Consider the following 20,742-nt stretch of genomic DNA (forward strand, 5'->3'; position numbering starts at 1 on the left):
TTGATGCGACTCATACGGCCTCACACGACAGTGGTTGTGTATGGGTAAAAGTATGGGTACGAACTGGACGAAAACAAAAAAGCCCGTGAAATCACGGGCTTAGAATGCTTCCTGGCGGAGAGAGGGGGATTCGAACCCCCGATAGGCTATTAACCTATACACGCTTTCCAGGCGTGCGACTTAAACCGCTCATCCATCTCTCCGGCGGGAGGCGAATTATAGCAGAGTCCTGGCGCCCGGCACAAAGGGCGTCGCGCGCCCTTCACGGATGCCGGATGTAGTCCACCAGCGCCACCGTGTAAGCGTCCGGTTTGCGGTCTAGCAGGCTCACTGCGATGGCCACGAGGAAGCCGGCCGGCACGCCGAATACGCCAGAGCTGATCGGCTCGATGCCGAACCATCGTGCCCCCACGAACCCCGTCAGTTGAGTGAAGAACGGATAGGTCGCAACGATGTAGTAGACGCAGACGGCAAGCCCCGCCACCATGCCCGCCACGGCGCCGAGCCGTGTCGTGCGCTTCCAGAACACGCCCAGCACGAGCACGGGAAAGAGGCTCGACGCCGCGAGAGAAAACGCCGCCCCCACGAGAAACAGGATGTTGCCCGTGTTGAGCGAGGCCACCCACGACGCGAACAGTGCCACGCCGAGCAGCAGGATCTTCGATATCGTCACGCGCCGCTGGCTCGACGCACGCGGCGCCACCATGTGGTAGTAGACATCGTGCGAAAGCGCGTTCGCAATCGTGAGCAGCAGGCCGTCCGCGGTCGAAAGCGCGGCGGCGAGCGCGCCCGCCGCAATGAGTCCCGACATCACGTACGGCAACCCCGCGATCTCGGGCGCCGCGAGCACCACCATGTCGGGCTGCATATGGATCTCGCTCCATCGCACGAAGCCGTCACCGTTCACGTCGATCACGCTGATCAGATACGGCTCCACGCGATGCCATTCGATCACCCAGCGCGGCAGATCCGCAAATCGATGACCGACAAGACTGGTCAAGATCTCGTACTTGATCAGCACGGCCAGCACCGGCACCGTCAGATAGAAAAGCGCAACAAACACGAGCGTCCAGCCCACCGAGCGGCGCGCCGATGCCACCGATGTGGTCGTGTTGTAACGCGTGAGAATGTGCGGCAGGCTTGCGGTGCCGAGCGACAGGCACAGCAGCAGCGCGAGGAAATTGCGCTCGTGCGTGCGGCGCTCTTCGTCGGTGGCGGCGGGAAACGGCTCGCGCATCGGCACAGGGGCCGCGGCCCGCGCGAGCAGGTCGTCGCGATTGCGGGTCCACACAACGCGCGCTGCGTCGGCGTCGCGTGGGAACGCCGCGAGCGCGCGCTCGCGGGCATCGATCTGCCGCAGCGGTCCGTTGTGGCGGCGCAGGTCGTTGAGTTCATCGACGATCCGGCCACGCTCTTTCACGTACGACTGCGGCAGCGTGTCGAGCTTCGTCTGCCATTGCTGCGCGTCGAGCCGGTACTGTTCGCGCACGCTCTCTTCGCCGCGCGCATCGCGCACGTTCTGCTCGAGGCCTTCCACACGTGCCATGAGCCGCCCGTAGTTGAACTGCGGGACCCAGCCGAGCCCGTCCTTGTGGGCAATCAGCGAGACAGGAATGAGGATCGCAGCGATCAAAATGATGTACTGCGCGACCTGCGTCCACGTCACCGCGCGCATGCCGCCCAGAAACGAACACACCAGAATGCCCGCGAGCCCGCAGAAGATGCCGATCGCGAAGTCCACGCCGATGAAGCGCGTCGCGATGAGCCCTACGCCCTGGATCTGCGCGACGAGATAGACGAACGAGCACAGAATCGCGGCCGCCGCGGCGAGCCCGCGCACGAGGTTGCTGGAAAAGCGCGTGCCGAGAAAATCGGGAATCGTGTAGCGCGCCAGCTTGCGCACGTAGGGCGCCAGCAGAAAGGCCACGAGGCAGTAGCCGCCGGTCCAGCCCATCATGTAGGCAAGGCCGTCGTAGCCGGTGGCGTAGATCGATCCCGCAAGGCCGATAAACGACGCCGCCGACAGCCAGTCGGCCGCCGTGGCCATGCCGTTGAACACGGACGGCACGCGCCGCCCTGCGACGTAGTACTCGACGAGGTCCGACGTGCGCGACAGCAGACCGATCACGGCATAGACGGCAATCGGCACGAACAGGAACACGTAGCCGATCCACATGCCGGGCCCGGTCGTCAACTCGACGCGCCACAGCGCATAGATGAAGGCGAGAAAGCCGACCGTATAGAGCGCGTAGGAACGGATGAGTCGATGGACGAGCTTCATGCGCTGGGCTGGCGTTGACCGGCCAGCGCAGCGGCCTCTTCGTTGAGGGTGGTCAGCAGCACGCGGTCCGCGCGCTGCATCAACACGATGTAGATGGCGATGAGCGCCAGGTACACGAGAATGGCGCCCTGCGCCCCCAGATAGAACGGCAGGCTGAAGCCCGCAAAACGCACATCGGCAACACGGGGCGCCACGAGCGGCACGACGAAAGAGACGAGAAAACCGATCGTCATCAGCACCGCGATCAGCGCGACGTTGAAGCGCCAGTAACGGCGATGCGCGCGCGCCATGGCCTGCGTGACCACAGGCGGCTCGGGCAAGGGATTGATCGGGGTTCGGGAAGAGAGGTGCGGCGCGGTCATGCGCCTATGTAGCAAAAACGCGCTGCGCAGGCAATCGGGATTGTCCGCGCAGCGCGTTTTTTTGGCCTGCTCTTTGCGTCAGGCCGGTCGATCAGGCTGGTGCCTCAGATCGTTACTTCACGCCGACTCGCCCAGCTGTTCGAGAATCGCCGGGTTCTCGAGCGTCGACACGTCCTGCGTAATCGCTTCGCCCTTTGCGAGGGAGCGCAGCAGGCGTCGCATGATCTTGCCCGAGCGCGTCTTGGGCAGGTTCTCGCCGAAGCGGATGTCCTTAGGCTTGGCGATCGGCCCGATCTCCTTGCCGACCCAGGCGCGCAGTTCGTTGGCAAGCTTCACGGCTTCCTCGCCCTCAGGACGTGCGCGCTTCAACACCACGAACGCGACCACGGCCTCGCCGGTCGTGTCGTCGGGACGGCCCACCACAGCTGCTTCCGCCACGAGCGGGTTCGCGACGAGCGCGGACTCGATCTCCATGGTGCCGAGGCGGTGGCCGGAAACGTTCAGCACGTCGTCGATGCGGCCCATGATCGTGAAGTAGCCGGTCTCCTTGTCCCGCACGCTGCCGTCGCCTGCGAGATAGAGCTTGCCGCCCAGTTCCTCGGGGTAATAGCTCTTCTTGAAACGCTCCGGGTCGCCCCAGATGGTGCGGATCATGGAAGGCCACGGCCGCTTGACCACGAGGATGCCGCCCTGCCCGTTCGGTACGTCCTGGCCCGTTTCGTCGACGATCGCGGCCGTGATGCCCGGCAGCGGCAGCGTGCACGAGCCCGGCACGAGCGGCGTTGCGCCCGGCAGCGGCGTGATCATGTGGCCGCCCGTCTCGGTTTGCCACCACGTGTCCACGATCGGGCAGCGCGCGCCGCCCACGTTCTCGTGGTACCAGACCCAGGCTTCCGGATTGATCGGCTCGCCCACGGTGCCGAGAATGCGCAGGCTCGACAGGTCGTAGCTTTTCGGATGCACCTTCGCATCCGCTTCAGCGGCCTTGATGAGCGAACGGATCGCCGTAGGCGCCGTGTAGAACACGTTCACCTTGTGCTTGGCGATCATGTCCCAGAAGCGGCCGGCGTTCGGGTAGGTCGGCACGCCTTCGAACACGACCTGCGTGCCGCCCATGGCGAGCGGGCCGTACGTGATGTAGCTGTGGCCCGTGATCCAGCCGATGTCGGCCGTGCACCAGAAAATGTCGGTGGGCTTCCAGTCGAAGGTCCACTTCATGGTCTGGGCCGCCCACAGCAGGAAGCCGCCCGTGCTGTGCTGCACGCCCTTCGGCTTGCCCGTGGAGCCCGACGTATAGAGGATGAAGAGCGGATGCTCGGCGCCTACCCATTCGGGCGCGCAGGTGTCGGACTCGTTGGCGACGACCTCGTGCATCCAGAGATCGCGGCCTTCGTCCCAGGCCACCTTGCCGCCGGTGCGGCGATAGACGATCACGCTCTTCACGGCCTCGCAGCCGCCCATGGCGAGCGCTTCGTCGGCAATGTTCTTGAGCGGCAGCGCCTTGCCACCGCGCATCTGCTCGTCGGAAGTCACGAGCGCGGTGGCGCCCACGTCGACGAGCCGCTCGTTGAGCGACTTCGACGAGAACCCGCCGAACACGACCGAGTGCGTGGCGCCGATTCGCGCGCAGGCCTGCATGGCGACGATGCCTTCGATCGACATCGGCATGTAGATCACCACGCGGTCGCCCTTCTTGATGCCGCGCTTCTTGAGCGCATTGGCGAAGCGACACACGCGCCCAAGCAGATCGCTATAGGTGACCGGGGTGACCGTGCCGTCGTCAGCCTCGAAGATCACGGCGACGCGCTCGCCGTTGCCCGCTTCGACGTGGCGGTCGAGGCTGTTGTACGACGCGTTGAGTTCGCCGTCCTCGAACCACGTGTAGAACGGCGCATTCGACTCGTCGAGTACCTTCGTGAAAGGCTTCTTCCACGTGAGCGTCTCGCGTGCAAGACGCGCCCAGAAACCTTCGTAATCGCGCTCCGCTTCCGCTACGAGTGCGAGGTAGGCATCCATGCCGGGCACGGATGCGCTCGCCGTCATGGCGGCGGGCGGCGGAAACACACGGCGTTCCTGAAGAACCGATTCAATCGCAGACATCGACTACCCCTTGGTGAAGATGAAACGTGAAACCGTTGTGGTACGCATGCTGCGCACCGTATCTTTGGCGGCGCCGCTCATGGCGGACCGTCCGTATCTGTCTCCAACCCTCGCGCATGGCGTCCGTGATCCCGCTGTAAGCAGACCGGCCGATGCGCCGCGAAACGGTACGACATGCGGCACCGCATGCGGCGCTGCACCATGGCAGAACCGCGGCGGCCACCGCCCCGTCCGCCTGCAACGATAAGCGCGGTAACTTACCGAGCACTTACGCGTGAGCCGCGGCGCGCCGAACGCCCTCGCTTCGGTACGCGCGAGATCGCGCTATGCGCCCTCGTAAGCAGGCTCTTACAATGCTAACTGACCTGCCCACCGGATTGAAGCTTGAACCGATACGCGCTGTTTCTCATCGCCGCCATGCTGCTCGTGGGCAGCAATGTCGGCATCGGCAAATCGATCGTCGCCTTTGTTCCCGTCCCCTTCTTTGCGCTCCTGCGTTTCGTGATCGCCATGGCCGTGCTGTGGCCGCTCTTGCGCCTGTCGAAGATGAAACAGGTGAAACGGGGCGAATGGTTCAATCTGTTCCTTCAGGCGCTGTTCGGTACATTCGGGTTTACGCTGCTCATGCTCAACGGCGTGCATCGCACGAGCGCGGTCGCGGCCGGCGTGATCACGAGCACCATTCCCGCCGTCGTCGCACTGTTTTCGTGGCTCTTCCTGCGCGAGCGGCCCGACGGCCGCGCACTCGCTTCCATCGCGCTCGCCGTGGTGGGCGTCGTGGTCATCAATCTTGCCCATGCCAGTGACGCAGCCGGCGGCGAGGCGGCATCTTCCGTGGCCGGCAACCTGATGGTGCTCGGCGCCGTGTGCTGCGAGTCGCTTTACGTGATCCTGTCGCGGCGCCTTACCCAGACCCTCGCGCCCATCGACATCTGCGCCTACACGCATTTCTTCGGTCTGTTGCTCATGCTGCCCTTCGGCATCGCGCCGCTCGCACAGTTCCATTTCGCCTCCGTGCCGGCCGGTATCTGGGCGCTCGCGCTCTGGTACGCGCTGTCGGCCAGCATCTTTTCGTTCTGGCTGTGGATGAAGGGAATCCGGCATGTGCCGGGCAGTCTGGCCGGCGTGTTCAGCGCGGTATTGCCGGTGGCCGCGGCGGCCTACGGCATCGTGTTTCTCGGCGAGCGCCCCACGCTCGCGCACGGTGTAGCGCTTGCCTGCGTGGTGGCGGGCATCGCGCTCGCGAGCCTCAAGAGCAGGCGGGTGCCGCCTGTGACCTCTTGAATGGTCGTGAATGACCGCGGCACCTGAGCGGCCGCATCGACGACAGCAAGACATGACGCGCAAACACGGCGCGCGTCGCCCGCGCCGCGGCGGTCGATGTCCGCCACGCTGTACAATAACGCGCCCGCCGCGCAGCGCCCTTCACGTGCGCCGCCGGCCCGTACCGCGAATTGCGGCGCAACGGTCCGTTGACTGGCCCATTGACCGGCCCGTTGCCGACCCGCCAGCGCCACCTGCCTATACCGTCACTGTCTATGTCCGCTGCACGTCCCGACCCGCTAACCGGCGCCCGCCGGCCCATGCGTCCGCTCCCCAGGCTGATTTTCATGAGCCGCTGGCTGCAGGTGCCGCTCTATCTCGGCCTCATCGTCGCGCAAGGCGTGTACGTGGTCCTCTTCCTCAAAGAGGTCTGGCATCTGGTGACGGCCTCCATGTCGCTCGACGAGACCAGCATCATGCTGATCGTGCTCGGCCTGATCGACGTGGTGATGATCTCGAACCTGCTCGTCATGGTGATCATCGGCGGCTATGAGACCTTCGTGTCGCGGCTCGGCGTGGAAGGCCATCCCGACGAGCCCGAATGGCTCGACCACGTGAACGCCGGCGTGCTCAAGGTGAAGCTCGCCATGGCGCTCATCAGCATCTCGTCGATCCATCTGCTCAAGACGTTCATCGATCCCGACAAGCACTCCACGCACACGGTGATGTGGCAGGTCATCATCCACGGCGCGTTCCTCGTGTCGGCGCTCGTGATGGCGTGGATCGACCGGTTGACCACGAGCACGCATCCCGAGCACTTTCACGAACTCGCGGCGCGTCAGCCCGCTGCTGCGGCCCCCGCCGCCATCGATACACAACACTGAATTCGCCGGCAGGGCACGGCGAACAACGCCGTGCCCTGCCGGCACAACGTTGTCCCCGTCCCCACTGAGCCTAGTCATGACCGTCATCAAACAGGAAGACCTGATCCAGAGCATTGCGGATTCTCTGCAGTACATCAGCTACTACCATCCGCTCGACTACATTCAGGCGCTCGGCCGCGCCTATGAGCTCGAACAGAGCCCCGCGGCGAAGGACGCCATTGCGCAGATCCTCACCAACAGCCGCATGTGCGCCGAAGGCCACCGCCCGATCTGCCAGGACACGGGCATCGTGACGGTGTTCGTGAAAGTGGGCATGGACGTGCGGTGGGACGGCGCCACCATGAGCGTCACCGACATGATCAACGAAGGCGTGCGCCGCGGTTACACGCATCCCGACAACGTGCTGCGCGCCTCGATCGTGAATCCGCCCGAGGGCGCCCGCAAGAACACGAAGGACAACACGCCCGCCGTGATTCACTACGAGATCGTGCCGGGCGACAAGGTCGACGTGCAGGTGGCGGCCAAGGGCGGCGGCTCGGAAAACAAGTCGAAGTTCGCCATGCTCAACCCGTCGGATTCGATCGTCGACTGGGTGCTCAAGACCGTGCCGACGATGGGCGCGGGCTGGTGCCCGCCGGGCATGCTCGGTATCGGCATCGGCGGCACCGCAGAGAAGGCGATGCTGATGGCCAAGGAATCGCTGATGGACCCGATCGACATTCAGGAGATCATTGCCCGCGGCCCGCAGGACTGGATCGAGGAACTGCGCGTGGAACTGCACGAGAAGGTCAACGCGCTCGGCATCGGCGCTCAGGGCCTGGGCGGCCTCGCTACCGTGCTCGACGTGAAGATCATGGCTGCGCCGACGCACGCCGCGTCCAAGCCGATCGCCATCATCCCGAACTGCGCGGCTACGCGTCACGCGCACTTCACGCTCGACGGCTCCGGCGTCGCGAAACTCGAACCGCCCTCGCTCGACGCCTGGCCGAAGGTCCAATGGCAGCCGAACACGGAAACGAGCAAGCGCGTGGACCTCAACACGCTCACGCCCGAGGAAGTGGCGGGCTGGAAGCCGGGCCAGACGCTGCTGCTCTCGGGCAAGATGCTCACGGGCCGCGACGCCGCGCACAAGCGCATCGCCGACATGCTTGCGAAGGGCGAGAAGCTGCCCGTGGACTTCACGAACCGCGTGATCTATTACGTCGGTCCGGTCGATCCGGTACGCGACGAAGTGGTCGGCCCGGCCGGCCCCACCACGGCGACGCGCATGGACAAGTTCACGGAAATGATGCTCGCGCAAACGGGCCTCATCTCGATGATCGGCAAGGCCGAGCGCGGCCCGGTGGCCATCGAGGCGATCCGTAAGCACAAGGCAGCTTACCTGATGGCAGTGGGCGGCGCGGCGTACCTCGTGTCGAAGGCGATTCGCGGCGCGAAGGTACTCGCATTCGAAGACCTCGGCATGGAAGCGATCTACGAGTTCGACGTGCAGGACATGCCCGTGACCGTGGCCGTCGATTCGACCGGCACGTCGGTACACCAGACCGGTCCGAAGGAATGGCAGGCGAAGATCGGCAAGATTCCGGTCGCCACGGCCTGAATCATGGTTTGAACCCGGTCTGAACGTGGCTGGACGCGGCGCCCGCAAGAGCGCCTGCAACGCACCAGGGCCAGCCGTTACGGCTGGCCCTGGTGCGTTCGGGAATGGCCAGTAAGGCCGCCGGCCTTGGCTTTTGCGGTTCCAGCGTTTATCGTTGAGAACCTCGGTCGAAACACCGGCCGCAATCTTGCCGAAGCCCCTAAAAGACACAAGGAACATCACCATGCAAGGCGACAAGAAAGTCCTCGAATATCTGAATGCGCAGTTGAAGAACGAGCTCACCGCGATCAATCAGTATTTCCTGCATGCACGGATGTACAAGCATTGGGGCCTCGAGAAACTCGGCAAGCACGAGTACGACGAGTCGATCGGCGAGATGAAGCACGCCGACTGGCTGATCGAACGTATCTTCATGCTCGACGGGCTGCCGAACCTGCAAGACCTGCACAAGCTGCTCGTGGGCGAGGAAACGAAGGAAATCCTTGAGTGCGACCTGAAGCTCGAACAGGGCTCGCAGGCCACCTGCAAGGAAGCCATCGCGTATTGCGAGTCGGTGCGCGATTTCGTCTCGCGCGAAATCTTCGTGAAGATTCTCGACGACACCGAAGAACACATCGACTGGCTCGAAACCCAGCTCGATCTCATCGACAAGGTCGGCATTCAGAACTACCAGCAGTCCGCCATGGGTTCCGCCGAGTCCTGATCCGCCGAATCCGATATGAGCCCGAACCTGGGCGCGCTCGCGCCCGCCGTCACGTCCGGCCCGTCCCTGCTTCGCCAGGCACCGGTCGGCATCTTCGATTCGGGGCTGGGCGGCCTCTCCGTCTTGCGCGCGGTGCGCGCGATGCTGCCCGGCGAATCGATCATCTACGCCGCTGACTCCCGCTACGCCCCTTACGGCGCACGCGACGCCGACTTCATCGCCGACCGCACGCTCGCCATCTGCTCGTGGCTCGTGGCGCAAGGCGCGAAGGCGCTCGTGGTGGCCTGCAACACGGCGACGGCGGAGTCGATCGCACTGGTGCGCGAGAAGCTTTCCGTGCCGCTCGTCGGCGTGGAACCCGGTATCAAGCCTGCCGTGCAGCAGTCGAAGTCGCGCGTGGTAGGCGTGCTCGCGACCCAGGTCACGCTGGCAAGCGCACGCTTTCAGGCACTGCTCCAGCGCCACGGCGCCGACTGCCGCTTTCTGTGCCAGCCCGGGCACGGGCTCGTGGAAGCCATCGAACGCTGCGACGTCGGCTCGCCCGAGATGCGGGCGCGGCTCGAAGGCTACCTCGCGCCGATGCTCGAGGCCGGCGCGGACACGCTCGTGCTGGGCTGTACGCACTATCCGTTTCTCGATGCCACCATCCGCGACATCGTGGGCGAACGCATGACGCTCATCGACACGAGCGTGGCCATTGCGCGCCAGCTTGAACGCGTGCTCGCCCAGCACGATTTGCTGGCCGAATCCGCCGCCGCACCATTGCCGCCGCGGTTCTGCTCGACGGGCGACGGGGCCCATCTGCGTCAGTTGGCACTCACGCTGCTACAAATCGACGCACCGGTGGAAAGCGTCGATATTCCGTCGCGACGAACCGCGACGGCGCCGCAAGCGGCCTGAGCGCTGCCGCTCTTCCCACGAGACACAACCGACCCGCTCAGCGCCTGCGGCCCGCAAGGCACGCCGCCGTTGGGCCACCGAGGGGCCAGAAGGCCCCGCCGCCCCGTCGACCGACACGCCCACAGGCGCCTCAGCAGCCTCACTCAGCAGGCCACTCAGCACGCCGCTGTCGCCCCACTCTCGCCCCATCCACTCGCATGTGACTGGTTTTGTTACAAAAATCCCTTCTGGGGAGAGGGCCGGGGCTTGCCAAATGCGCCCAACATAATGATAATAATTCGCATTAACGTTAGCTATCACTCAAGCCATGATCGTCTGCGTCTGCAAGTCTGTTTCCGACCGGAAGATTCGCGCATCCATTGCGGAAGGCGTCGACACGTTCGAGGGGCTCCAGTTCGAGCTTGGCGTGGCGACGTGCTGCGGCAAGTGCGAGGAAACCGTCCGCCAGATCATGGCCGAGAGCGGTGTCTGCGCGAGCCAGTGCGGCGTAGCACACGGTCGTCCGGCCGCGCAGCCCGTCACGGCCGCAGTTACGTTCTACGGACGCAAAGCTGCATGACAAGGCTTCGGCGCCCCACCCGGCAATGCAGCGCGCGCCGGGACAGCCGGCCCCGCGGATTCAACGTGAGCATCGCGTTGCGCCACGAGCGCTGAGGTACACGTTTCACTGAAGCGCCGCTCCCAGGCGCGTGACGTACCCACCGTACGCACCGCTTCGCGCTTCTCTTCACCACCGACAGCAAGCCAGTTCCGAAACCAGCCAGCTGACGCTCATTCTCGACGAGGAGTCCGGGATGGAATTGCTGATGGGTTTCGTCATGACGCTGTGCATTTCTCTGCTGATCTTCCACAAATGACGCCGCACTTTGCGAAAAGCCGCCTTTTCGTCGAGCGCCCGGCCACGCGACCACGCTAACATGCAGGTTTTCAGTCTCCATGCCGGCATGAACCCGGCTCCCTCCTTTCGCATGAAGCCCCGCGTTGTCGTTGCGGTCGCGGCTGTGGCCGCCATCCATGCCGCGCTGCTGGCCGTCGCGCTGCGTGTGCGCAACGAAAACGCCCAGCCGCTCGCGCTCGAGTCGCACACCATTACTGCCGAGTTGCTGCGGCCCGAAGCGGCGGCGGCCCCGTCCGCGATCCAGTCGACGCCGGAGCCGAGGCCTGCGCCGCCCGTCGTACACGAAAAAGCCAAAACGCCGCCCAAGCCTCAGCAGAAGGTGGTGCCCAAGCCTGCACCGACGCCGTTGCCGCAAACAGCGGCGCCTTCGGCTCAGGACGCAACGCCGGCGCCGGCCCCCGCGGCCACGCCGGCTCCTGCGACCACGCCTGCGGCGCCCTCAAGCCCCGCCGCCGCACCGTCGGCGCCGGCCAGGCCGGCCATGGCCCTGAACGCGCCTCGCAACGTCTCGCATCTGGATTGCCGCATTGCCCAGCCCGACTACCCCGCCCTCTCGAAGCGCCGCGGCGAGACAGGCATCGCCTACGTGCGCTTCGTAGTGGGCCTCACGGGTTCGATCGAGAACGTCGAGCTGAAGAAAAGCAGCGGCTACAGCCGGCTCGACGACGCCGCGCTCGACGCCATGCGCGACAGCACCTGCAAGCCATACCTGGAAAACGGCGAACCGGTGCGTGCCGCCTACACCCAGCCTTTCGACTTCAGCCTGCACGACTGAAGCCGCTTTTGCCGACACCGGCACGCAAAACAAGAGGATCGAAATGCAGAACTACGGTATCGCCCACGTCTGGGCGCAAGGGGATTTCGTGACGCGTGGTATTGCCATCGCGCTCACCGTGATGTCGGTGCTGTCGTGGAGCGTGATCGCGCTGAAGAGCTGGAACGTGATGCGTCTGAAGCGACTCACGAAGCACGCCGAACAGGCGTTCTGGCATTCCGGCGATTTCGCCGACGGCGTGCGCAAGCTCGGCAGCGGCACACGCGCCGACAATCCGTTCCTCGCGCTGGCGCTCTCGGGCCAGGAAGCCTCGGAGCATCATCATCAGACGCAGCCGCATCTGCACGATCGCATGGACGTATCGGACTGGATCACCCGGTGCCTCAACGACACGATGGACGAATCCATCTCGCGCATGCAAAGCGGGCTTGCGGTGCTCGCCTCCGTGGGCAGCACGGCGCCGTTCGTGGGTCTGTTCGGCACGGTGTGGGGCATCTATCACGCGCTGCTCACCATCGGCGCGACGGGACAGACGTCCATCGACCAGGTGGCCGGCCCCGTGGGCGAAGCGCTCATCATGACCGCGTTCGGCCTCTTCGTCGCGATTCCGGCGGTGCTCGGCTACAACGCGCTCACGCGCGCCAACAAGGCGGTCGTGAGCAAGCTGAAGCGTTTCGCGCACGGTCTGCATGCGTTCTTCGTGACGGGCACGCAGCTGTCGTCGTCGAAGAACAATCTGCGGCTCGCCGCGCGCGGTCAGTAACGAGAGGCGAGGCATCCCATGGCAATGAGCCCCTTCGCCGCCGACGATGACGACGGCTTGATGAACGAGATCAACATGACGCCGCTCGTCGACGTCATGTTGGTTCTCCTGATCGTCTTCATGGTCACCATTCCCGTGATCCGTCACGCCGTGAAGATCGACCTGCCGCATGCGAGCAGCCAGAAAGAAGAGACGAAGCCTGCGCAAGTGAGTGTGTCGGTGCAGGCCGACGGCACGATCGTGTGGGACAAGACGCCGGTGGATCTCGACACGTTGCGCGCGAAGATCGCGGCCGCGGCCCAACAGCAGCCGCAGCCCGAACTGCACCTGAACGCCGACCGCAAGGTGCCCTACGAGAAAGTGGCGCAGGTGATGTCCGCCGCGCAGGCGGGCGGGTTGACGAAGATCGGTTTCGTGACGGATCCGAACGCGCGCTAAACGCACACTGAATCGAAGCGATACATCTGCGCGACACGCAACGAGCCCACAGAAAGTAAAAGGCCCTCATCGTCAGATGAAGGCCTTTTTTCGTGCGCACGCGGCGCATTCGGGCGGCGGACTCGTCAGCCATTGACGTGGCTGGCGCGAACGCATGCAACGTGCCGTGATTGCCACGGTTGTGCTCTGCCCTAGAAGGCTCGCTATGATAGCTGCCATCAACTCCCGCTCAAGCAACAGGCTTGGCGAAAGGCACCCTCAATATAGGCCTCGTGCCGCGCGCATTCAAGCATCGAGCAATTGAAAGAAGTGATTGCCGGCGACGCTTAAATGACAAAAGAAATGAGCGCCGGCGAAAAGGCCTGCTGCGCGTGGCCTCGCGACATTGACGGCTGCGCATGCAGCGTGCAGCTGTGGCGTTATGCCACCTCGGTCTTAGGCTTCGCGCTTGCATGTTCACCCGCCGCCGCACGCGCACTGTCCCGACTGGCCGCCGCGTTCGCCGCGGCCGCAGCCATCACGTCCTCGTGCAGAGGACACTCGCCGTGGGCATCGCTTGTGCCCAGCACTTCGACGAGGTAATCCACGAACGCGCGTACCGCAGGCACCATCCCCTGGCGCGAGAGGAAGACAGCGTAGAGCTGCGGCGTCGGCAGGGTCCAGCCCGGCATCACCGGCGAAAGCTTGCCTGTTCGCAGCGCCGCGCCGTACATCATCTCCGGCAACGCAGCGATGCCAAGACCCGAGAGCGCCGCTTCGCGGATGGTCGACAGATCCGCCGTGATGAGGCGCGGTTCGTGCTCGTGAGTGTGGCGCGTGCCGTCCGGTGCGATGAGCTGGAACATGTGACGGCCGTCGGTGGTCGGCGTGTCGAGCGTGTCGAAACGCGAGAGATCCGCCGGCGTGAGCGGCGGCGCGTTCTGGCTCAAGAGACTCGGCGCGCCCACCAGCATCTGCTCGGTTCGCCACAGCGGCCGCACGACGATGTTGGCGTTCTCAGGAGGGTCCGAGCGCACGCGCAACGCGACATCGACCGAGTCTTCGAAGAGATCGACCACGCGATTGGTCACGCGCATCACCACGCGCACTTCCGGATAACGAATCATGAAGTCTGGAATGGCGCGCGACAGAATGGTCTGCGAAAGCGTGACCGGCACGCTCACCCGCACCGTCCCGCGCGGCGAGGCACGCAGCGACTGCACCACGTTCACGGCCGCCTGCGCCTCGCTCAGCATGGCCTGGCAGTGTCCGTAGAACAATTGCCCGGCCTCGGTCAACGCGAGCTTGCGCGTAGAGCGCTGCAAGAGGCGCACGCCGAGCGACGCCTCCAGTTCGGAAAGCCGGCGCGAGAGCCGCGACTTCGAAATGCCGAGCACGCGTTCCGCCGCGGAAAAGCCGCCGTGCTCCACGACCTGCGAGAAGTACATCAGGTCGTTCAGGTTGTGGGAATCGATCTTCATCTCATTGTTCCATGAGCAGGACAATCCATTGCGCGCAGGGCGGCTGAAGGCCGTAAAGACCGTTCCTATAATAGCTGGGTGTTTCAGAAATAACGCTATTCCCCCTTTTTTGAGGTGACATATCGATGACCACGACACGCACGATCGAACGCACGCATCCCGCTGTTCGCACGACCGAGGGCGGCGGCTTCATCGTCCACCGCCCGTTTCCCACACGCATGTTGATGGACTTCGACCCGTTCCTGCTGCTCGACGAAATGGGACCGGTCGACTACGCGCCGGGCGAAGCCCGTGGCGCGCCGGACCATCCGCATCGCGGCTTCGAAACCGTGACCTACATGCTCGAAGGCGAATTCGGCCACAAGGATTCGGCCGGGCATTCGGGCACGCTACGGCCCGGCGACGTGCAATGGATGACCGCAGGCGCGGGCGTCGTGCACAGCGAGATGCCGGGTGAGGAATTCACGCGCCGCGGCGGGCGCGTGCACGGGCTGCAGCTTTGGGTGAACCTGCCGCGTACAGACAAGATGATCGCGCCGCGCTACCAGGAGATTCCGTCGGCGCGCATTCCCGTGGCGACCTCCGCGGACGGCAAAGTGCGCGTGCGGGTGATTGCGGGCGAGGCGCTCGGCGTGAAGGCGGCCATCGAAACGCGCACGCCGATCCTGTACCAGCACTACACGCTGCAGCCCGGCGCGCGCATCGAGCAGCCGGTGCCGCGGGAGTATCGCGTGTTCGCCTACGCGCTGTCGGGAATGGGGCGCTACGGCGCCGACGGTCAGGAAATCGGCGCACAGCAGATGGTGATCTTCGGCAACGACGGCGACGCGGTGACGCTCGCCGCAGGCGACGAACCGCTCGACGTGCTGCTGATCGGCGGCGTGCCGCTCAACGAGCCGGTGGTGCGCTACGGCCCCTTCGTCATGAACACCGAAGATGAAATCCGCCAGGCAGTGTTCGACTACCAGGCCGGCCGCATGGGGCAGATCGCACACTGAGCGCCGTGCGCGAGCGCCGCAAGCCGCAGCACTTTCCGTCACAATAGGGGCTCGCCGCGCCCGCGGCGCGCCCCGTTACCGTTTTCAGGAACACGCGCATGGCAGACACTGTAGTCACCGCCCATACCGGCCCGGAGCCCTTTCAGGTTTTCTTCGACGACGGCACGCACACGTGGCTCGCCGACGAACCCGCATCGGCGGGCGGCGGCGACCGCGGCCCCGCGCCTTTCGCGCTGCTGCTCTCGAGCCTCGGTGCCTGCACGTCGATCACGTTGAAGATGTATGCCGAGCGCAAGGGTTGGCCGCTCGAGAACGTGCGTGTAAAGCTTTCGCTCGAAACCGGCGACAGTGGCTCGACCATCGACCGGCAGATCGTCCTTGAAGGCAATCTGTCCGACGAGCAGCGCGAACGGCTGTTGCAGATCGCCAATGCGTGTCCGGTGCACAAGGTGCTCAGCCGGCCGATCGCGATCCGCACGGGACTCGCCGCGGCCTGAGGCCTTTTTTAGCGCCGCGCGTGAGGCCGCGTAAGGCTGCACGAGGTCGCATGAATCCGCTTTACGCCGGGTGTCTTTAGAGGAAACTGCAGTTTTGAACTTCGAACATCTGATCCAGGTAAACGACCCGCTGAACCCGTTCGTCGATACGATGACGCGCGAACAGCTCTGGGACGGTCTGGTGCTGCGTGCCGAACAACCGCAACTGTTCGTGCTCGGACTGGATAGCTGCACGATCCTGTCGCGCACCGAAAGCACGCTGGAACGCGAACTGCACTACGGGCACGCCACGGTGCGCGACCGTGTCACGCTCGTGCCCAACGAGAGCGTCCGTTACGACATCCTCGCAACGGAAGCGCACGTGGGCGGCTCGCTCACCATGACCATCGAGCAGCCCGACGAGCTGCAACTGTTCCTGCGCTTCGAGTACCGCACCACTCTCCCCGCCGCGCTCGACGCGGATTCGCGGCAGACGGAGGAGATCGTGAAGTCGGCGTATCGGGAATCGGACATCGATACGGTACGGCTGATCCGCCAGTACATGCTGGGCGGCGGCGAACCGGATTCGGTGCACTGAACGAGCGGACTGGGCGGGGCGTCATGCGGGCGCCCATCACGATGAACCATGCCTATCGACATTCGGTTTCAATCAATTCATTAGACTAGGAAATGCGAACCATTATCATTTAGAATCAACTCAACAAATCAACACGCGGTGACGCAATGAATGACATGACGCGCTCTTCCACCAGCGGCCCGCGCCGTCCCACCATCACGGCGAGCACGCTCGCCGGGGACCGTCAGAAGGCCATCACGACGGCGGCAAATGGCCCCGCCGAAACGAAAGGCCGGGCGGCGGCCGCAAGCGACCGCGTCGTGAGCAGCGAAACGCTATTGCAGGGACGCAGCCACGTCAGCATCACGCACAACGGCGAGACGTACCAGCTGCGCGCCACGCGTCTCGGCAAGCTGATTCTCACCAAATAGTCACGAAATAGTTACGGAATAGCACAGGGTATTGTGGGGACCACCTCCTCGAGAGGTGTTAGGCATTAGCCAGTCACGACGGTTTTGCACGGATACCAGACCCCTTCGCGCAAACACACATCAACCGTCGCAGCCAGCCAGGCCGCTTTTTTGGTTCCCTCTGCGTCGCCGTCGAGCCATCAAGGCGCTCGACGGTTGGACATGGCAACAACCATTCAATCGGCAAAAAGCCGCAGGAGGTACGTACCTTCCTGCGGCTTTTTCTGGACGTCTTCAGCGCCACGTTGTTCGTGCGCCCACGGTCCGGCGAAAGGGTTCGACGCCGAGCGATGCAATCCTGGCAATGCCAGCGAGTTGCCCTGAGCGCGGACAGCGTCTCTAGCGCCCTACGCGTTCCGCTCCATCACCGCGCCCAGCCCCAGAACATCAGCCACCACGCGCTGTCGACGACGGCGAGCGCCGCGATGAACCACAGCATGGCAGCGCCACGCTGCAAGAGGTTTGCGCTGTAGCGGCGCGTCACGAGCCAGGCCAGCCACGCGCTCCAGGCGTTGGAGACGGCAAGAATCGCGATGCGCAGATCCGACGCCCACCAGAGCGGTACGTGCTCGGCGCGCAGCAGCGAAAGCGTCGTTGCCGAGAGGCCGAGGAACACGCCCGCGCCCGCGAGCGGAATCAACGCCTGCACCAGGTGATGAAGACGTGTGGCCTGGAAACGACCGAGCATGCGCGTTCCCGCCGACAGCAACGCGAGCAGCGCCGTGCCGTAGACCAACCCCGTCGCGAGGATATAGCCGATCACCATCGTGCCGTCGAGCCACGAGAACACATCGTTCTGCTCGGGGTAATGCGTGAACAGGAACCACGGCGCGTTGGTTTCCAGCGGCCACGTGATGTCGCGATCGACCAGCCACGTCGCAAAGAACTGCTTGAGACCGACGAACCACGTCGATGCCGTCCAGTGAAACGCGCCAATCGCAATGCCAAGCAGACCGTACAGTACGAGCGCCGTGTCCCATCCACTCGCCTGCCGGTCGCCGAGTTGCACGATTTCGTTCGACGGCGAACGCCACGTCAGTTCGATCGCATCGCGGTGCCCGCTGCAGCGACCGCACATGTGACACGCGGCGGAACCCTTCATGTTGCGCAGCGGCACAAGCGGCGCGCAATTCACGGGAATCACGCGGTGCCCATGCTCGCCGGCCTTGTACGAGCGTCGCCACGCGTCTTCGTCGACCTTGTAGTGAAACGGTGCCAGCCGCGCGAGCAGTGAGAACACGCCGTTGACCGGACACAGGTACTTGCACCACACCCGCTTCTCGCGTCCGTAGAGCACGCCGATCACCATGGCGCCCACCGTCGATCCGCCCAGCACGAGCAGCACGGCTTTCGGATACTGGTAGACGCTCACCATCTGCCCGTAGATGGTAGTGAGCCCGAAGGCGACGAACGGCCAGCCGCCCCAGCGCATCCAGTGCGGAATGGCGCGGCCGCGGCCGAAGCGGCTCGCGAATTCGGAGAGCGCGCCTTCGGGACACAGCACGCCGCACCACACGCGGCCGAGCAGCACCATAGAGAGCAGCACGAACGGCCACCAGATGCCCCAGAACACGAATTGCGCCGCGAGCGTGAGGTTGTTCCACAGATGCGCTGTGTCGTCGGGTAGCGGCGTGAAGGCCGGCACGAGAATCAGGAACGCGTAGACCGCCACCACGACCCACTGGATGCCGCGAATCAACGCGCCGTGGCGCTGCATCCAATGACCGACGGCAGCAAGCCGACCGCCGCGAGCGCTGCGCGTCGTGCCGGCAGGAACGCAGCTCATGCCGGCCGTCCCGCTGTCTGGAGCGGTTGACGGCTGGCGCGGCGCACGAGCAGCCACACCACGCCCCAGTAGACGGCATAAGCGATCAGGTTCATCAATGCGGGATGCGCGCGATAACCGGTCAGCGTGGCGACGAGCGAACCGAAGGTGCTCGAATCATCGAGCAGCGCGGACGTATTCCAGACCTGGTCCACGAGCGTGGGCAGCAGTTCCTTGTCGATCAACTTGTCGACGCCGGTCTGGAACAGGCCCGCACCGAGGAACAGCAGCATGATTTCGGTGACACGGAAGAAGTGGCGCCACGAGAACACCTTGCCGCCCAGTTGCAGCAGATAGAACGTGAGGAACGCCAGCCCAAGTCCAATCACGACCGCGAGAATCTGGCTCGCGTCCACGTGACCCGACTGCCCGAAGCCAATGCCATACAGGAAGATCACGGTCTCGCTACCCTCGCGTGCAATGGCGAGCGCCACGAGCGCCGCGACGCCCCACCAGTTCGAGTCGCGCGCGCTCAGTGCCAGCGACTGCTCCATGTCGCGCTTGAGCGTGCGCCCGTGCTTTTTCATCCAGAGCACCATCTGCACGATCAGCACGCACGCAATGAGCACCATCGCGGTCTGGAAATAGTCCTGCGCGTCGCCGGAGAGCACCTCCGTGAAGCCCACGAGTGCCGCGCCGAGCGCCACGGCCGCGAGCACGCCCAGACCGACGCCCGTCCACAGATACGGGATGCCGCGCTGCGCGTCTTCGTCGCCGTTTTTCAGCCACGCATAGAGAATGCCCACGACGAGCAGCGCCTCGACGCTCTCCCGCCACACGACGAACAGAATCTGACCCATCGAAAATTCTCCTGCTGCTTTGCTTCGCTGCAACCGCGCGATTACTTCGCGACGATCACGCCCTGCGCCTGCTGATGAAAGTCGTCGAAAAACTTGTATTCGCCGGGCGACAGCGGCGCGATCACGACGAACGAATCGGCGCCGGGAGCCAGCACCTTTTCCTTGCGCAGTTGCACGCTCTCGAACTCGGCGGCGCCCTTGCCCGTGTTACGCACTTCGATCTTGATGCGCTTGCCCGCCGGCACCTCGATACGCGCGGGGCTCAGCTTGCCGTCCGCCATTTCCAGCTTGAAGGTGGGCAGATCTTCCGCATAGGCAGTGCCCGCCATCATCGCCGCCAGCGCGACCCAAACGATCTTTCTGTTGATTCCCATCGACTTTTCCTGAGCAAAGCGTGACGCGCGAACGACTCTTGCCGGGCGAGGCCGCGGTTAAGCGAACTCGCCCGGATGCTGCCATCCAATCAGTAACCGCCCTTCTTCCCGATGCCCGCGTACGTGAAGTCGTACTGGAGCGTGAAAGGCTTGAACCACGGGCCGACACCCGTTTCCTTGTCGACGTGGCGGCCGAACGCCATGTGGCCGGACTGCATCGGCGGTTCGACGTAGATCGTCAGGTGGTACTTGCCCGGGCCCGCCAGCTTGACGTTGTCGCCATAGTGCGGACCGTCGCTCGCCACCATCGGCATCAGGTCGCCCTTCTGCGCGTAGGCCGAGCCGGGTTTCGTGAGCTCGTAGCGCACCTGCAGGTACGGCATCCAGTCGCCTTCCGCAAAACCCGTCGGATTGTTCTTCACGGCATGGATATCGGCTTCCAGATGGACGTCCGAATCCGACGCCTTGCGCATCATGCCTTCGGGTTCCATCGTGATCGGCTGCAGATAGACCGCGCCGATTTCCATACCGCCCTGGATCTGCTGCTTGCCGATCGGGTATTCGGCCGCCTGGGCCGTGACGGCGGTTGCAAGCGCAGCCGCTGCCGCAACGGCGACACCGCCGCGCACGAAAAATGAGACCTGCATCGAAACTCCTTGTTTTTATGAAGCTGCCTTCATGAGGCTGCGTCTACGAGGCTGAGACAAAACACATTAATGCAAGAACGCTAATGCGAACAATTCTCAATACATGCGCGAGTGTATCACCGTTCCCCGCCATCAACAAATCGAAATG

The 20,742-nt window shown here is 64.3% G+C and carries 21 protein-coding genes and 1 tRNA gene; 13 read left to right on the forward strand and 9 right to left on the reverse strand.

Features of this window, described 5'->3' with window-relative positions; genetic code table 11:
• Window positions 1-112: 112 nt before the first annotated feature.
• From P2869_RS11935 to acs, 4 genes are all read right to left on the reverse strand, one after another.
• Window positions 113-203: transfer RNA gene (locus P2869_RS11935), tRNA-Ser, on the reverse strand.
• A 59-nt stretch (window positions 204-262) separates the two neighbouring features.
• Entirely contained in the window at window positions 263-2,281 is a 2,019-nt protein-coding gene (locus P2869_RS11940; RefSeq protein ID WP_017776239.1) for a sodium:solute symporter family protein, read from the reverse strand.
• A complete protein-coding gene (locus P2869_RS11945; RefSeq protein ID WP_033351366.1) occupies window positions 2,278-2,643 on the reverse strand; it encodes a DUF4212 domain-containing protein in 366 nt (121 codons plus the stop codon). Before P2869_RS11945 ends, P2869_RS11940 begins: the two co-directional genes overlap by 4 nt.
• A 117-nt stretch (window positions 2,644-2,760) precedes the next feature.
• On the reverse strand, window positions 2,761-4,743 hold the full coding sequence (acs, locus tag P2869_RS11950; RefSeq protein WP_277596619.1) for an acetate--CoA ligase: 1,983 nt from the start codon (window positions 4,741-4,743) through the stop codon (window positions 2,761-2,763).
• Between the two features lie 384 nt (window positions 4,744-5,127).
• On the opposite strand from acs, the gene P2869_RS11955 reads away from it, so the two are divergent.
• From P2869_RS11955 to P2869_RS11995, 9 genes are all read left to right on the forward strand, one after another.
• Window positions 5,128-6,027: a DMT family transporter gene (locus tag P2869_RS11955; RefSeq protein ID WP_277596620.1), complete on the forward strand. Its 900-nt coding sequence runs from the start codon at window positions 5,128-5,130 to the stop codon at window positions 6,025-6,027.
• Between the two features lie 254 nt (window positions 6,028-6,281).
• Window positions 6,282-6,890: a TIGR00645 family protein gene (locus P2869_RS11960; RefSeq protein WP_081601877.1), complete on the forward strand. Its 609-nt coding sequence runs from the start codon at window positions 6,282-6,284 to the stop codon at window positions 6,888-6,890.
• Window positions 6,891-6,966: 76 nt separating this feature from the next.
• Window positions 6,967-8,490 (forward strand): fumarate hydratase, encoded by a 1,524-nt coding sequence (locus tag P2869_RS11965; RefSeq protein WP_042299783.1) that lies wholly within the window; start codon window positions 6,967-6,969, stop codon window positions 8,488-8,490.
• A 223-nt stretch (window positions 8,491-8,713) separates the two neighbouring features.
• Window positions 8,714-9,193, forward strand: a complete 480-nt coding sequence (gene bfr, locus P2869_RS11970) for a bacterioferritin (protein WP_017776233.1) — start codon at window positions 8,714-8,716, stop codon at window positions 9,191-9,193.
• A gap of 15 nt (window positions 9,194-9,208) precedes the next feature.
• Window positions 9,209-10,093, forward strand: a complete 885-nt coding sequence (murI, locus tag P2869_RS11975; RefSeq protein ID WP_277596621.1) for a glutamate racemase — start codon at window positions 9,209-9,211, stop codon at window positions 10,091-10,093.
• Window positions 10,094-10,400: 307 nt separating this feature from the next.
• Window positions 10,401-10,652: a (2Fe-2S)-binding protein gene (locus tag P2869_RS11980; protein WP_277596622.1), complete on the forward strand. Its 252-nt coding sequence runs from the start codon at window positions 10,401-10,403 to the stop codon at window positions 10,650-10,652.
• A gap of 409 nt (window positions 10,653-11,061) precedes the next feature.
• A complete protein-coding gene (locus P2869_RS11985; protein ID WP_277596623.1) occupies window positions 11,062-11,766 on the forward strand; it encodes an energy transducer TonB in 705 nt (234 codons plus the stop codon).
• A gap of 43 nt (window positions 11,767-11,809) precedes the next feature.
• Window positions 11,810-12,529: a MotA/TolQ/ExbB proton channel family protein gene (locus tag P2869_RS11990; RefSeq protein WP_277596624.1), complete on the forward strand. Its 720-nt coding sequence runs from the start codon at window positions 11,810-11,812 to the stop codon at window positions 12,527-12,529.
• Between the two features lie 18 nt (window positions 12,530-12,547).
• Window positions 12,548-12,967, forward strand: coding sequence for a biopolymer transporter ExbD (locus tag P2869_RS11995; protein WP_017776227.1), 420 nt, complete (start codon window positions 12,548-12,550; stop codon window positions 12,965-12,967).
• 419 nt (window positions 12,968-13,386) lie between these two features.
• On the opposite strand, the gene P2869_RS12000 is transcribed toward P2869_RS11995, so the two are convergent.
• Entirely contained in the window at window positions 13,387-14,427 is a 1,041-nt protein-coding gene (locus tag P2869_RS12000; RefSeq protein ID WP_126878335.1) for a LysR family transcriptional regulator, read from the reverse strand.
• A 125-nt stretch (window positions 14,428-14,552) separates the two neighbouring features.
• Between P2869_RS12000 and P2869_RS12005 the strand changes: the two genes are divergently transcribed.
• The 4 genes from P2869_RS12005 (at window position 14,553) to P2869_RS12020 (ending at window position 16,909) form a co-directional block, all read left to right on the forward strand.
• Window positions 14,553-15,425: a pirin family protein gene (locus P2869_RS12005; RefSeq protein ID WP_126878334.1), complete on the forward strand. Its 873-nt coding sequence runs from the start codon at window positions 14,553-14,555 to the stop codon at window positions 15,423-15,425.
• 98 nt (window positions 15,426-15,523) lie between these two features.
• A complete protein-coding gene (locus P2869_RS12010; RefSeq protein WP_017776224.1) occupies window positions 15,524-15,922 on the forward strand; it encodes an OsmC family protein in 399 nt (132 codons plus the stop codon).
• A gap of 94 nt (window positions 15,923-16,016) precedes the next feature.
• Complete coding sequence (locus P2869_RS12015; protein WP_017776223.1) at window positions 16,017-16,499, forward strand: SRPBCC family protein; 483 nt, start codon at window positions 16,017-16,019, stop codon at window positions 16,497-16,499.
• A gap of 146 nt (window positions 16,500-16,645) precedes the next feature.
• Window positions 16,646-16,909 carry a hemin uptake protein HemP gene (locus P2869_RS12020; protein ID WP_199540415.1) on the forward strand — a complete coding sequence of 88 codons (264 nt, stop codon included), beginning with the start codon at window positions 16,646-16,648 and terminating at the stop codon, window positions 16,907-16,909.
• A 403-nt stretch (window positions 16,910-17,312) separates the two neighbouring features.
• Here P2869_RS12020 and P2869_RS12025 read toward each other — a convergent pair whose 3' ends face one another.
• The 4 genes from P2869_RS12025 to P2869_RS12040 form a co-directional block, all read right to left on the reverse strand.
• A complete protein-coding gene (locus P2869_RS12025) occupies window positions 17,313-18,734 on the reverse strand; it encodes a 4Fe-4S binding protein (RefSeq protein WP_277596625.1) in 1,422 nt (473 codons plus the stop codon).
• A complete protein-coding gene (locus tag P2869_RS12030; RefSeq protein WP_017776220.1) occupies window positions 18,731-19,573 on the reverse strand; it encodes an FTR1 family protein in 843 nt (280 codons plus the stop codon). Before P2869_RS12030 ends, P2869_RS12025 begins: the two co-directional genes overlap by 4 nt.
• 41 nt (window positions 19,574-19,614) lie before the next feature.
• Window positions 19,615-19,905: a cupredoxin domain-containing protein gene (locus tag P2869_RS12035; protein WP_233425781.1), complete on the reverse strand. Its 291-nt coding sequence runs from the start codon at window positions 19,903-19,905 to the stop codon at window positions 19,615-19,617.
• 131 nt (window positions 19,906-20,036) lie between these two features.
• Window positions 20,037-20,594 (reverse strand): iron transporter, encoded by a 558-nt coding sequence (locus P2869_RS12040; protein ID WP_017776218.1) that lies wholly within the window; start codon window positions 20,592-20,594, stop codon window positions 20,037-20,039.
• Window positions 20,595-20,742: the final 148 nt, after the last annotated feature.

Origin of the sequence: Paraburkholderia sp. SUR17 (genome assembly GCF_029536165.1) — a bacterium.
GTDB classification, from domain to species: domain Bacteria; phylum Pseudomonadota; class Gammaproteobacteria; order Burkholderiales; family Burkholderiaceae; genus Paraburkholderia; species Paraburkholderia kururiensis.